This is a genomic window from Streptomyces sp. NPDC048290 (genome assembly GCF_040652095.1).
Classification (GTDB): Bacteria; Actinomycetota; Actinomycetes; order Streptomycetales; family Streptomycetaceae; genus Streptomyces.
This window is the reverse complement of the sequence record NZ_JBEZLM010000001.1, coordinates 1-13,067: the sequence shown is the minus strand read 5'-3', so window position 1 is coordinate 13,067 and position 13,067 is coordinate 1. Positions and strand designations below refer to the sequence as shown.

At 75.0% G+C, this 13,067-nt stretch carries 13 protein-coding genes; 8 read left to right on the top strand and 5 right to left on the bottom strand.

Annotated features, from left to right (window positions below; genetic code table 11):
* The first annotated feature begins 182 nt into the window (after positions 1-182).
* Positions 183-1,415 carry a cytochrome P450 gene (locus AB0D49_RS00065; protein ID WP_362748099.1) on the top strand — a complete coding sequence of 411 codons (1,233 nt, stop codon included), beginning with the start codon at positions 183-185 and terminating at the stop codon, positions 1,413-1,415.
* Positions 1,416-1,428: 13 nt separating this feature from the next.
* On the opposite strand, the gene AB0D49_RS00060 is transcribed toward AB0D49_RS00065, so the two are convergent.
* Together AB0D49_RS00060 and AB0D49_RS00055 are read right to left on the bottom strand one after the other, a co-directional pair.
* Positions 1,429-2,130 (bottom strand): response regulator transcription factor, encoded by a 702-nt coding sequence (locus tag AB0D49_RS00060; RefSeq protein ID WP_362748096.1) that lies wholly within the window; start codon positions 2,128-2,130, stop codon positions 1,429-1,431.
* 162 nt (positions 2,131-2,292) lie between these two features.
* The gene (locus tag AB0D49_RS00055; protein ID WP_362748094.1) at positions 2,293-2,760 is read right to left on the bottom strand and encodes a cyclic nucleotide-binding domain-containing protein; all 468 of its coding nucleotides are present in this window, start codon (positions 2,758-2,760) and stop codon (positions 2,293-2,295) included.
* 247 nt (positions 2,761-3,007) lie between these two features.
* Here AB0D49_RS00055 and AB0D49_RS00050 point away from each other — a divergent pair, with 247 nt between their 5' ends.
* From AB0D49_RS00050 to AB0D49_RS00035, 4 genes are all read left to right on the top strand, one after another.
* Entirely contained in the window at positions 3,008-3,598 is a 591-nt protein-coding gene (locus AB0D49_RS00050; RefSeq protein ID WP_362748091.1) for a hypothetical protein, read from the top strand.
* 392 nt (positions 3,599-3,990) lie between these two features.
* On the top strand, positions 3,991-4,914 hold the full coding sequence (locus AB0D49_RS00045) for a universal stress protein (RefSeq protein ID WP_362749261.1): 924 nt from the start codon (positions 3,991-3,993) through the stop codon (positions 4,912-4,914).
* Between the two features lie 45 nt (positions 4,915-4,959).
* Positions 4,960-5,982 carry an alcohol dehydrogenase AdhP gene (gene adhP, locus AB0D49_RS00040; RefSeq protein ID WP_362748088.1) on the top strand — a complete coding sequence of 341 codons (1,023 nt, stop codon included), beginning with the start codon at positions 4,960-4,962 and terminating at the stop codon, positions 5,980-5,982.
* Between the two features lie 23 nt (positions 5,983-6,005).
* Complete coding sequence (locus AB0D49_RS00035) at positions 6,006-6,881, top strand: universal stress protein (RefSeq protein ID WP_362748086.1); 876 nt, start codon at positions 6,006-6,008, stop codon at positions 6,879-6,881.
* 14 nt (positions 6,882-6,895) lie between these two features.
* Here AB0D49_RS00035 and ppk2 read toward each other — a convergent pair whose 3' ends face one another.
* Together ppk2 and AB0D49_RS00025 are read right to left on the bottom strand one after the other, a co-directional pair.
* A complete protein-coding gene (ppk2, locus tag AB0D49_RS00030) occupies positions 6,896-7,717 on the bottom strand; it encodes a polyphosphate kinase 2 (protein WP_362749258.1) in 822 nt (273 codons plus the stop codon).
* A 74-nt stretch (positions 7,718-7,791) separates the two neighbouring features.
* Entirely contained in the window at positions 7,792-8,184 is a 393-nt protein-coding gene (locus AB0D49_RS00025) for an STAS domain-containing protein (protein ID WP_362748083.1), read from the bottom strand.
* A gap of 678 nt (positions 8,185-8,862) precedes the next feature.
* On the opposite strand from AB0D49_RS00025, the gene AB0D49_RS00020 reads away from it, so the two are divergent.
* Complete coding sequence (locus AB0D49_RS00020; RefSeq protein ID WP_362748080.1) at positions 8,863-9,525, top strand: pyridoxamine 5'-phosphate oxidase family protein; 663 nt, start codon at positions 8,863-8,865, stop codon at positions 9,523-9,525.
* Positions 9,526-9,689: 164 nt separating this feature from the next.
* Positions 9,690-10,343 carry a universal stress protein gene (locus tag AB0D49_RS00015; protein WP_362748077.1) on the top strand — a complete coding sequence of 218 codons (654 nt, stop codon included), beginning with the start codon at positions 9,690-9,692 and terminating at the stop codon, positions 10,341-10,343.
* 11 nt (positions 10,344-10,354) lie between these two features.
* On the opposite strand, the gene AB0D49_RS00010 is transcribed toward AB0D49_RS00015, so the two are convergent.
* Positions 10,355-10,834, bottom strand: a complete 480-nt coding sequence (locus AB0D49_RS00010) for a pyridoxamine 5'-phosphate oxidase family protein (RefSeq protein WP_362749255.1) — start codon at positions 10,832-10,834, stop codon at positions 10,355-10,357.
* Between the two features lie 225 nt (positions 10,835-11,059).
* Between AB0D49_RS00010 and AB0D49_RS00005 the strand changes: the two genes are divergently transcribed.
* Positions 11,060-12,781, top strand: a complete 1,722-nt coding sequence (locus AB0D49_RS00005; RefSeq protein WP_362748074.1) for a GAF domain-containing sensor histidine kinase — start codon at positions 11,060-11,062, stop codon at positions 12,779-12,781.
* Positions 12,782-13,067 lie beyond the last annotated feature (286 nt).

Below are 13,067 nucleotides of genomic sequence, written 5' to 3'. Positions count from 1 at the left end.
GGCCGCCGCGTGGTCGGACCGCGCGGGAGCCGCCCGTAGGGGTGCGGTTTCGGTCCGAACGGGCGTGCGTGGCGCGGGCGGCCATTGCGCCGATGGGCCCTTGGGAAGAGTCCTTCTCAGTCGTTTCCGGTCCGTCCGACACGCCGGCCCCCGCAGGCCGGCCAGCGACCCAGGAGCCCCCCATGTCCGAGCGTCCTCCCCTCGTCCTGGACCCCCACGGCACCGACTGGCAGACCGAGTACCGCACCCTGCGCACCGGCGGCGCGGCCACCCCCGTCGACATCCTCGGCGTGACGGCCTGGTCGGTCTCCGACCCCGCCCTGCTCAAGCAACTGCTCACCAGCCCGGACATCTCCAAGGACGGCCGGGCGCACATGCCGGACTACGAACGGACCGTCGCCACCTGGCCCCTCGCCCTGTGGATAGCCGTCAAGAACATGTTCACCGCGTACGGCGGCGACCACCGCAGGCTGCGCCGTATGATCGCGCCCGCGTTCAGCGCCCGCCGGATAGCGGACCTCGCCCCCGTCGTCACCGGGATCGTCACCGAGCTGATCGACGACCTCGCCAGGACCGCCGGTGACGGCCCCGTCGATCTGCGCGAACGGCTCGCCTACCCGGTGCCCATCGCCGTGATCAGCCATCTCCTCGGCGTCCCCGACGACGAGAGCCGGCTGTTCCGCCAGGTCGTCGACGGCATCTTCGACACCACCCTCACCCAGGAGCAGTCCGCCGCCAACAACGAGCGGCTCTTCGCCCTCGCCGACCGGATCGTCGCCGCCAAGCGCGCCGCGCCCGGACCGGACATGACCTCGCTGCTGATCTCGACCCACGACGAGGAGACCGGCAGCCGCTTCACCGACCTGGAGCTGCGCGACACCCTCATCCTGATGATCAGCGCGGGCTACGAGACCACCGTCAACGTCATCGACGAGGCCATCGTCGCCCTGCTCAGCCAGCCCGGCGCCCTGGACCGGGTCCGCGACGGCGGCGCGGACTGGCCCGACGTCGTCGAGGAGACCCTGCGGCTCACCCCGGCCCTGCGCCTGCTGCCGCTGCGCTTCGCCGTCCGCGACATACCGCTGCCCGACGGCCGGACCATCCGCCGCGGCGAGGCCGTGCTGCCCGCCTACGGAGCCGCCAACCGCCACCCCGACTGGCACGGCCCCGACGCCGACACCTTCGACGTCACCCGGCCCAACAAGGAGCACATGGCCTTCGGCCACGGCGTGCACTTCTGCCTCGGCGCCCCGCTGGCCCGGATGGAGGTCGCCGCGGTGCTCGACGGGCTCTTCGGCCGCTACCCCGACGTCCGCCTCGCCGTCCCCGCCGCCGAGCTGCGCCCCCTCGGCTCCATGCTCAGCAACGGCCACCAGGAACTACCCGCACACCTCGGCCCGCCCGCCGCCGGATAGGGCCTAGCCCCGCTCAGCGCGCCGGGCGCTCGCCCGTCTCCGGGGGGTCGAGCTGGGACGCGAGGACCGCCGCCTGCACCCGGCGCTGGACGCCCAGCTTGGCCAGGAGACGGGAGATGTGGTTCTTGATGGTCTTCTCGGAGAGATACAGCTTCTTGCCGATCTCCCGGTTGGTCAGCCCGTCGCCGATCAGCGCCAGGATGTCCCGCTCGCGCGGCGAGAGCCCGGCCAGCTCCGGGGCGAGCGCCGGGCTCTCGGCCGGGTCGGCGCGCAGCGAACGCATCAGCCGGGCCGTGGTCGCCGGGTCCAGCATCGACTGCCCGGAGGCGACCGTCCGCACCGCCGAGACCAGGTCCGACCCCTTGATCTGCTTGAGCACATAGCCGGAGGCACCGGCCATGATCGCGTCCAGCAGGGCGTCCTCGTCGTCGAACGACGTCAGCATCAGACACGCCAGCTCCGGCATCTGGCTGCGCAGCTCCCGGCACACGGTGATGCCGTCGCCGTCCGGCAGCCGTACGTCGAGGACCGCCACATGGGGGCGCAGCGCCGGGCCCCGGACCAGGGCGTGGGCCACACTGTCGGCGTCGCCGACCACCGAGATGTCCGGTTCGGCGTCGAGCAGATCGGTCAGACCACGCCGTACGACCTCGTGGTCGTCCAGCAGGAAGACCCGGATCGGGTCCTGCTCGGTGAAGGTGCGTGTGTCGGACATGACGACCCCTCGTGTGGCACTCGCGGTCGGCTGCGGGCTGCGGGCTCCTCAGGACCCGACCGCACCACGGGCGGTCCCGCGGCTCACTGCCGATGATCGCGCGCCGGGGCCGGACGCACCAGGGCCGACCGGCCCCATTCGGCCCCTTCCGGGTCCCCGGGGTCAGGAGCGGTGGTCGGCGCCGTACGGTCCGTACAGGTCCAGCAGGCGGGTGCGGGCCGCGTGCAGCCGGTGGGCCAGGACGTCCCCGACCCAGTGGGCCACCGCCCGGCCCAGCGCGGGGTCCTCGTCGCACAGCGCGCGGACGGCGATGGCGTCGAACTCGTAGGCCCGTACCGGTGTGGTGGCCTCCGCGCCCAGCTGCCACACATGCGGGGTGAACAGCCAGGACCAGCCGACCAGTTCGTTGTGGCGCAGGGTCTCGATCACGGCGGCCCGGCGGCCGGGCACATGCAGATCGAGTTCGACGGTGCCGGTCCGGATCAGCCAGAAGCGGTCGGCGTGTCCGCCCTCCTCGAAGAGCCGGGTGCCCTGCGGGAACGACACCTCACGGGCGGCGCCCATGAGCCGCTGCCGGTGCTCGGTCCCGAGGGCGCGCAGGATGCTGGGCGTGGCGGTGGTGGCGGTCATGAGTGCCTCCCGGAGGTCGGCGGGGGAGGGGCCCTCCCCCAGGTCACGCGCCTTCAGCGTGGGCCGCGCCGGGGCCGTCGCACAGGGGCCGGCCGGCCCGGCGGCGGGGCCGTCCGGACCGGGTCGGGGCGGGCCGTCCGGCTCCGGTGCCGGGCCCGTCCGGCATCCGGCGGCCCCCGGCGCGGCGCACGACAGTGAGGGCGTCGGGCCGGGGACCACCCCGCAGCCCTCCCGAAGGGACACCGTCATGGCCGTGCACCAGCGTCCGCACCACAGCCCCCGTCCCGACCTCCGTCCGGCCACCGCGCCGGACCGTCCGCGCTCCGCCGAGGGGTACGTCCTCGCCGCGCTGCGCCTGTCCACCGGCTTCGTCTTCCTGTGGGCGTTCCTCGACAAGACCTTCGGTCTTGGCTACGCCACCGGCTCCGGCCGGGGCTGGCTGGACGGCGGCTCCCCGACCGCCGGGTTCCTCGGCGGGGTCGCCGTCGGCCCGATGGAGTCGGCGTTCCACGCCTGGGCCGGGGCCGCCTGGGCGGACTGGCTGTTCCTGCTGGGCCTGCTGGGCATCGGCGTGGCCCTGGTCGCCGGGGTGGCGCTGCGGCTCGCCGCGCTGGCGGGCACGGTGCTGATGGCGCTGATGTGGGTCGCCGAGTGGCCCCCCGCCCGGCATCTCTCCGACGGCACGGCGAGCATGTCGGCCAACCCGTTCGTCGACTACCACCTGGTCTACGCCGTCGTCCTGATCGCCCTCGCGGTGTTCCCGTCGGGCGCCACGCTGGGCCTCGGCACCCTCTGGGCCCGGCTCCCGGTGGTCCGTGACGTGCCCTGGCTGCGCTGACCGGCCCCTCGGCCCTGGGCCGGGCGGCCCCCGGCATGGACCTCCCGGCCCCTCGCGGGCCGCCCCCGCAGACCCCACGCTGGAGACAGCGAGACCCCAGGAGGTGGAATCCCGTGGACCCGAGAGCGGAGCCGGGAGCGGTGCCGGGAGCAGAGCCGGGAGTAGAGCCGGGAGTAGAGCCGCGCGTGGCGCCGGGAGCGGAGCCGCGCGTGGCGCCGGGAGCGGAGCCAGGAGTAGGTCCGGGAGCGGCGCCGGAAGCGGACCCGGAAACGGACCCGGAAGCGGACCCCGTGTCCCGCCCCGCCGACCCGGCCGCGCCCGTCGCGTCCGTCGCGCCCGCCCCGGACACGGACCCCGCGTTCGTATCCGCCCCCGACCCCGTCTCCGCCCCCATCCCCGCCCCCGCCCCCGCGGACCGTCCCGTGGTCGTCGGGCTTGACGGGTCGCGGGAGAGCCGGGCCGCCGCCGAGTGGGCGGCGCGGGAGGCGCTGGCGCTCGGTGTGCCGCTGCGGCTGACGCACGTGTGGGAGCCGATCCCCGAGCCGTTCATGAAGAACCCGCCGCTCGGCGTCGAGACCCAGCGGCACTGGAGCGAGCGCGTGCCCCGCGAGGCCGCCGAGGGCCTGCGGCTGCGCCACCCCGGGCTGGACATCACCGTCGAACTGCTCTCCGGCCGTCCCGCCGAGGCCCTCACCGGCGCCGCCGACGGCGCGGCCCTGCTGGTCCTCGGCTCCCGGGGGCTGAGCGGCGTCGGCGGCTTCATGGTCGGCTCGGTCGGCCATGCCGTGGTGGCGCGGGCCCGCCGCCCGGTGGTCCTGGTCCGGGCCGGACAGCAGGCCGCCGACGAGCACGAGGACGACCCGGCAGGCATCTCGTCGGCGGCGACCCCGTACCGGCCCGTCGTCCTCGGCCTGGACACCGCGAGCCCCGACCCGGCGACCATCGGCTTCGCCTTCTCCGCCGCCGCCCGGCGCGGCACCGCCCTGCGGGTGGTGCACGGCTGGAACCCGGCCCCTTACACCGCGTACGCGGTCGCCCTCGACCCCGCCTTCCACGGCTCCCTGGCCCAGGAGGCGGCCGAGGGGCTGGCCGGGCTGCTGAGCCCCTGGCGGGAGAGGTATCCGCAGGTGGAGGTGGTCGCGGAGGCCCTGTACGGCACTCCGGGCGACCATCTGGTCGACGCCTCGCACCGTGCGTCCCTGGTCGTCGTCGGCCGCCGGGTCCGGCGCGGTCCGCTCGGCACCCGGATCGGCCCGGTGACCCACACCGTCCTGCACCACTCCACCGCCCCCGTGGCCGTGGTCCCGCACGACTGACCCCCGGCCCCCGGCCGGACGAACCACCACGCAAGGAGCACCACCATGAGAGCAGCGGTCGTACGCGCGTTCGGAGAGCCGCTGGTGATCGAGGACCGGCCGGACCCGGTGCCCGGCCCGGGACAGGTCCGGGTCCGGGTCGAGGCGTCCGGGCTGTGCCACACCGACATCCACGCCGCGCACGGCGACTGGCCGGTCAAGCCCAGCCCGCCGTTCGTCCCCGGCCACGAGGGCGTCGGCCGGGTCGAGGAACTCGGCGACGGCGTCACCCATCTGGCCGTCGGCGACCGGGTCGCGGTGCCCTGGCTCGGCTGGGCCTGCGGACGCTGCGAGCACTGCCTCTCCGGCTGGGAGACCCTGTGCGAGCGGCAGATCAACACCGGCTACGGCTGCGACGGCGGCTACGCCGAGCAGATGCTCGCCTGGGCGGACTTCGCCCAGCCCGTGCCCGACGGGGTGAGCGCGCTCGACGCCGCCCCGCTGACCTGCGCGGGCGTCACCACGTACAAGGCGCTGAAGGTCGCCGGGGTGCGGCCGACGCAGCTGGTCGCGGTGTCCGGGGTCGGCGGGCTCGGGCATCTGGCCGTGCAGTACGCGAAGATCGCCGGGGCCCGGGTCGCCGCGATCGACGTCACCGACGACAAGCTGGAACTCGCCGCCGAACTGGGCGCCGACCTGCTGATCGACGCCCGCAAGGACGATGTGGCCCAGGTGCTGAAGCGGCACGGCGGCGCCCACGCGGCCATCGCCCTCGCGGTGAACGAGTCGGCGTTCGCCGCCGTCAACGCCGGGCTGCGGCGCGGCGGCAAACTGGTCATGGTCGCGCTGCCCGCGCACGGCACGATCGAGGTCCCGATCTTCGACACCGTGCTCAACGGCACCAGTGTCATCGGCTCCATCGTCGGCACCCGGCAGGACCTCGCCGAGGTGTTCCGGCTGCACGCCGACGGCCGGACCCGGGTGATCAGCGAGACCCGCCCGCTCGACTCGGTCAACCGCTCGATCGAGGACGTGCTGCATGGTGACGTCCGGGCCCGGATCGTGTTCGACCTGACCGAAGGCCGGTGACGAGAATGAGGACGGTGAACGGCATGGAACTGCCCGTGGTGGTCGGTGTGGACGGCTCCGAGCCCGCGCTGCGCGCGCTGGACCGGGCCGCCGAGGAGGCCGCCCTGCTGGGCACGGAGCTGCGGGTGGTCTACGCCTCGCTCTGGGAACGCTACGAGGGCTCCGCCCTCGCCGACGGCCTCGGTACGTCCGCGGATGACGTGCTGGCCCGGGACATCGTGGAGTCCGCCGCGCACCGGGCCCGGCACGACCACCCCGACCTGCGGGTGGTGACGGAGACCGTGCCCGAGGAGCCCGAGTACGCGCTGGTGCGCGCGAGCCGCGACGCCGCGCTGCTGGTCACCGGCAGCCGGGGCCGCAGCGGGCTGTCGGAGGCGCTGCTCGGCTCGGTCAGCCTGACCGTGGCCGGTCACGCGCACTGCCCGGTGCTGGTCGTGCGGGACGCGCCCGGGGAGCGGACGTACGGGCGGATCGTGGTCGGCGCGGGCGCGGAGTCCCCCGAGGCGCTGCGCTTCGCCGCCGCGGAGGCACTGCGGCGCGGCGCGGTCCTGGACGCCGTACGGGCCTGGCGGGCGCCCGCGCAGGGCAGCCCGAGCCCGGCGGCGCTGGCCGGGGAGTCAGCCCGGCACCGCGCGGAGCGGGCGGCGCGGGAGCTGGACGAGGCGGTGGAGACGGCGCTCAAGGAGCTGCCCGGGGACGTGTCCCGGCTCGATGTGCGGCGCCGGACGGTCGAGGGCGCGGCCCGCACCGTGCTGGTGGAGGCCGCGCGGGACGCCGATCTCGTGGTGGTCGGCGCCCGGCGGCGGCCGAGGAGCTTCGGGCTCCAGCTGGGCCGGGTGGCGCATCGGGTGCTGCACCACGCGCCCTGTCCGGTGGTCGTGGTCCCCGAGCGGGGCTGACGGCCTGGGGGCGGTCACATGAGGCGCGCCGCGTGGTCGGGGACGTAGGTCTGGAGATCGCGCGGCGGGCGCTCGTACCCGGTGGACGGCGGGCGCTCGGGCAGCTCCAGGACCGGCGGCGGCACCTCGTGGTACGGCACCGAGTCCAGCAGATGGGCGATCATGTTCAGCCGCGCCCGGCGCTTGTCGTCGCTCTCCACCACGTACCAGGGCGCCTCGGTGATGTCGGTGTGCACCAGCATCTCGTCCTTGGCCCGGGAGTACGCCTCCCAGCGGGTGAGGGACTCCAGGTCCATGGGGGAGAGCTTCCAGCGCCGCAGGGGGTCCTCAAGGCGCTTGCGGAACCGCTCCTGCTGCTCGGTGTCGCTGACCGAGAACCAGTACTTGCGCAGCAGGATGCCGTCCTCGACCAGCATCCGCTCGAAGATCGGGCACTGGCGCAGGAAGAGCTGGTACTCCTCCTTGGTGCAGAAGCCCATCACATGCTCGACGCCGGCCCGGTTGTACCAGGACCGGTCGAACAGCACGATCTCCCCGGCGGCCGGGAGATGCTCCACGTACCGCTGGAAGTACCACTGGGTGCGCTCGCGCTCGGTCGGCTTGGGCAGCGCGGCGATCCGGGCGACCCGGGGGTTGAGATGCTCGGCGACCCGCTTGATGGTGCCGCCCTTGCCGGCCGCGTCCCGGCCCTCGAAGACCACGACCACGCGTGCGCCGGTGGCCCGGACCCACTCCTGGAGCTTGACCAGCTCGGTCTGGAGCCGCAGCAGCTCCGCTTCGTATGCCGCGCGGGGCACCTTCCTCGACTTCTTCGGCTGCTTCTTCCCGCCGCCCACGGTGCCTCCGCTCCCCTTGACCTCACCGGGTGCCGTCCCGTCCTGGGGCGACACCAGGACGTCACGGTACGTTCTCACGCCGTTCGGCGCACCCCGGCCCCGGTGACGGGGGCGCGGGTCAGCTCCCCGGGCAGCTCCGGCTGGATCTCGAAGACCCCGCCGAGCTGGGCGGCGCGCAGCACCCGCAGAAAGCCCCGGCCTCCGGCGATCAGCCGCAGCCTGCCCTGCCGGGCGCGCACGGTGTTCCGCGCGCGGCACAGGACGGCCAGTCCGGCGCAGTCGATGAACGACACCAGTCGCAGGTCGAGGACCAGGTCCGGGTGCGGGGCGGACGCCAGGGCGTCGAGGCGGGCGGCGAGGGGTGGTGCGGTGACCAGGTCGATCTCGCCGTAGAGGGCGACGATCGTGGTCCCTCCCACGGTACGGACCGGGGGTGGGGGTGTGGGCCTCCTGGGGTTCTTGGACATACAGCGATCAAACCGACCCGGGCGCGTCCACGGAAGGGCCGGATGGTCCCCTTTGCGGTACCGGTGGTCGTGTCTGCGGGGTGGTGGGGGGTGTCTGTGGGATGCCGGGTGCGGGTGCCTGGGGGCTGGAAGTGGGGGTGTCCGTGCGACGTCGGGTGCGCGCGAGTGGTCGCTCCTCGCGCAGTTCCCCGCGCCCCTGAAAACCCGCTGCTGGGTGCGGGTCGTGGTCGCTTTTCGCGCAGTTCCCCGCGCCCCTAGGGGGGCGATGTCGGGTGCGGGTCGTGGTGGGTTCTCGCGCAGTTCCCCGCGCCCCTGGGGGAGACGGCGGGCCCGGGTTTTTAGGGGCGCGGGGAACTGCGCAAAAAGCGACCACCCACCCGCACCAGGCATCGCACAGACACCCCCACCCTCCCCAGGGGCGCGGGGAACTGCGCGACCCCCCCACGCGCCCGCACTCGGCCGTGGGTTTCTGGGGGCGCGGGGAACTGCGCGATCACTGCCCACTCACCCGCACCCGACATCGACCCCACAGGGGCGCGGGGAACTGCGCGAACAACGCCCACCCACCCGCACCCGGCGGAAGGGGCCCAGGCGGTTCGGGGTGTCCTCGGTCACTATGGACGTACGCCCATAAACAGGGCGAAAAACGACCCGTCGGTCTGAAGGAGCGTGACGACCATGGCCGCACCCGAGAGGAACGAACGTCCTCTGGGCGACCTGGGCCGCCGCCTCGCCGCCCGCCGCGCCGACCTCGGCCTGACCCGCGACGAGGTGGCCGACCGCGCCGGAATGGCCCCGAGCTACGTCCGCTACCTGGAGGAACACCCCGGCTCCGCCCCCGACCGCGGCACCCTGCTCGGTCTCGCCGCCGCCCTGGAGACCACCGTCCCCGACCTCACCGGCGGCACCGCCGACCTGCCCCCCGGTCTGGAGGAGGCGGTCCGGGGCGCGGACTTCAGCGACCTCGGCGAGGACGAGAGCCGCACCCTGCTCGGCAGCCACGGCGTCGGCCGGATCGCCCTGCCCACCGACGGCGGCCCGGTGGTCGTCCCGGTCAACTACAGCGTCGTAGACGGCGCCGTCGTCTACCGCACCGCCCCCGGCACCACCCCCGCGCTCGCCGCAGGCCACCGCGTCGCCTTCGAGGTCGACCGGATCGACGACGCCTTCAGCCGCGGCTGGAGCGTCCTGGTGCGCGGCGACGCCCGCGAGGTGACCGACCCCGCCGAGATCACCCGCCTCGACGCGGGCGCCTACACCGAGCCCTGGGCGGGCGGCGACCGGAGGCTGTGGATCAGCGTGGACCCGGCGGTCATCACGGGGCGGCGGATCAGCGTCTGAGGAAGAGGAAGAGGAAGGGGCCGGACGGCCCCGGTGCGAAGGGCCGGTCGGGTGGGCGGGAGGGGGCTTTCCGGGGGTGCCCCGGAGGGGGCCGGCGGCGCGAGCATCGGGCGCGGGGGGCCCGGAGCGCCGGGTTCCCGCCCGGTGAGGGGAAGGGGCGCGCCATGGCGGGGCGGATCGTGGTCGGGGTGGACGGGTCGCTCGGCTCCGTGCGGGCGCTGGACCGGGCCGCCGAGGAATCCGTGCGCTGGGGGAGCGCCCTGCGGGTGGTGTACGCCGTGGCGGACCGGGACGAGGCCGGGCCGGTGCTCGCGCACGCCGTGTCGCGGCTGCGGGCCCGCTGCCCCGGGGTGGCCCTGGAGGTCGGGGCCGCCGAGGGCGACCCGGTGGGGGTGCTGGCCCGGGAGAGCGCCGCCGCCGCGCTCACCGTGATCGGCTCGCGCGGGCGGGGCACGCTCGCCGGGTTCGTGTGCGGCGCGGTCGGCCCACGGCTGGTGGCCCGGGCGCGAGGTCCGCTGATGGTGGTGCGCGGGGCGCCGCCGCGCGACCGGCGCCGGGACGTGCTGCTCGCGCTGGAGCGGGACACCGACGCCGACGCCGCCGTGTACGCGCTGTGCGAGGCCGAGCGCCGTACCGCCCGGCTGCGGGTGCTGCACCACACCGCGCGACCGCGCGTCGCCGCTCACGCGCTGGTGGACGCGACCCGCGGCACCGCCGTGGCCGTCGCCACCACCCGCGCCGGACGGACCGGCCCCGTCGCCCACACGCTGCTGCACCACGCCCGCTGCCCGGTCGTCCTCGTCCCGTCGGGCACCTGACCCCCGCCCGCCTACGGCTTCGGGCCCGCCACCAGCCGTACCCCCGTCACCAGGTCCGGGTGGATACGGACCGTCTGGGACATCTCCTCGTCCACCCACGGATGGATCAGGGCGTGGTACCGGGCGACCTCGGCGGGGTCCGTGACCAGCCGGGCGTAACCGGTGACGACCACGCTCCAGCCGAGGTGCGTGTCCGCGTCGAGGGCGTCGGCCTCGTAGGCGACGACCACCCCCGGTACGTCGGCCCCCTGGGCGTGCGAGGTGAGGGCGGCCCCGTCATGGGTGCGCAGCACGATGTCACCGCCGTCCAGGACATGGTTGACCGGGCGGATCGTCGGCAGCGCGTGCCGGGTGAACACGATCCGGCCCAGCGACACCCCGCCCAGCAGCCGCAGCGCCTCCTCCGCCGGGATGTCCACCCGGCGACGCGGCCCGGCGGTCACCGCCGGGTCCTGGTGGGCTCCGGGAACGTCCTCCGTGTATCGGACCATTCTGACCATTCGGGCCATGACGTGCTCCTCGGGTCGGCTGCGCGCACCGGTCGGTCCACGGCCACGGCGCGGTTCCAGGGTCGGACCCGGGACGGGCCCGCGGGGAGGTGCTGACCTTCCCCGCCCCAGGGCCGACCGGCCCAAGGAGCGGCCCGCGGCCCGGCCCGTGGGTACGGTGGGCGTGCACCGACACATCCCCACAGCCCCCCCGGAGGAGAGACGCAGGTGGCAAGCCCCGACGAGCCCTGGGAAGCGCGGGTACGCCTGCCGCAGCTGCGGCTGGACGAACTGCTGGAGGAGCTCCAGGCCCGGATCGACGCCGCCCGCGGCACCCGGGACCGGGTGCACAGCCTGCTGGAGGCGGTCCTCTCGGTCGGCCGCGAACTCGACCTGGAACAGGCCCTGCGCAGCATCGTCGAGGCCGCCGCCGCCCTGGTGGACGCCGAGTACGCGGCGCTCGGGGTGATCGGCCCCGACGGGCGCAGCCTGTCCGCGTTCCACACCGTCGGCGTCAGCGAGGACGAGATCGCCCGGATCGGCCACTACCCCGAGGGCCACGGCATCCTCGGCGAACTGATCCGCAACCCCGAGCCGCTGCGCCTTGACAAGCTCTCCGCCCACCCCGCGTCGTACGGCTTCCCGCCCAACCACCCGCCGATGAACACCTTCCTCGGGGTCCCCATCCGGGTCCGCGACCAGGTGTTCGGCAATCTGTATCTGACCGAGAAGCGGGGCGGCGCGCAGTTCGACGACGAGGACGTCTCGGTGACCGCCACCCTCGCCGTCGCGGCCGGGGTCGCCATCGACAACGCCCGGCTGTACGAGGAGTCCCGGCTGCGCGAACGCTGGCTGCGGGCCACCGCCGAGATCACCCACAGCCTGATGTCGGGCGCCGAGCGCGGCGAGGTGCTGCGGCTGATCGCCGGGCGGGCCCGGGACATCATGGGCGCCGCCCTCGCGGTGGTCGCGATGCCGATGGAGGACACCGACGCGCTCGGCGTGGAACTCGCCCTCGGCCCCGAGGCGGACACCGTACGCGGACTGGTGCTGCCCTCCGACACGGGTCTGATCGGCGCGGCGTTCACCACGGTCACCCCGGTGACCAGCGCGGACGTCGCCAGCGACGACCGGATCGCCGCCGCGTCGCTGCGCTCGGCGGGGCTCGGCCCGGCGGTCGCGGTCCCGGTCGGCACCGGCGAGGACGGCGTCCGGGGCGTCCTGCTCCTGCTGCGCGAGTCGGGCCGTACGGTCTTCACCACCACCGAGATCGAACCCCTCCAGGGCTTCGCCGCGCAGGCCGCCGTCGCGATGGAGCTGGCCGAACGGCGCCGGGACGCCGAGGAGGTGGCGGTGCTCAAGGACCGCGACCGGATCGCCCGCGACCTGCACGACCTGGCGATCCAGCGGCTGTTCGCCACCGGGATGACCCTCCAGAGCGCGGGCCGGTTCATCGAGCACCCGGAGGCGGCCGAGCGGGTGGCGCGGGCGGTGGACGACCTGGACGAGACCATCAAGATCATCCGCTCCACCATCTTCGGGCTGCGCGCCCGTGAGGGCGGTACGGGCGGCGGGCTGCGGGCCCGCGCGGTACGGGTGGTCGGCGAGGCCGTGCCCGTCCTGGGCTTCGCGCCCAGCGTCCGGATGGAGGGCCTGGTCGACACGGACGTCCCCCGGGAGACCGCCGACCATGTGGTGGCGGTGCTCTCCGAGGCGCTCACCAACATCGCCCGCCACGCCCGCGCGAGCCGCGCCGACGTGGCCCTCGTGGCGGGCTCCGGCCAGGTCCGCCTGGCCGTCACCGACGACGGCGTCGGCATCCCCGCGAAGGGCCGCCGCAGCGGACTGCGCAATCTGACCGAACGGGCCCGGGGACTGGGCGGCGACCTCGACCTCGGCACGCCCCCCGAGGGCGGGACGCGACTGGAGTGGTGGGCCCCGCTGGACTGAGCGTCCAGCGGACCCCCCCGGATCCCCGGATCCCCGGATCCCCGGATCCCCGGATCCCCGGATCCCCGGATCCCCGGATCCCCGGGACCCCGGATCCCCGGATCCCCGGATCCCCGGATCCCCGGGACCCCGGATCCCCGGGACCCCGGATCCCCGGATCCCCGGATCCCCGGATCCCCGGATCCCCGGGACCCCGGATCCCCGGGACCCCGGATCCCCGGGACCCCGGATCCCCGGGACCCCGGATCCCCGGGACCCCGGATCCCCGGGACCCCGGATCCCCGGG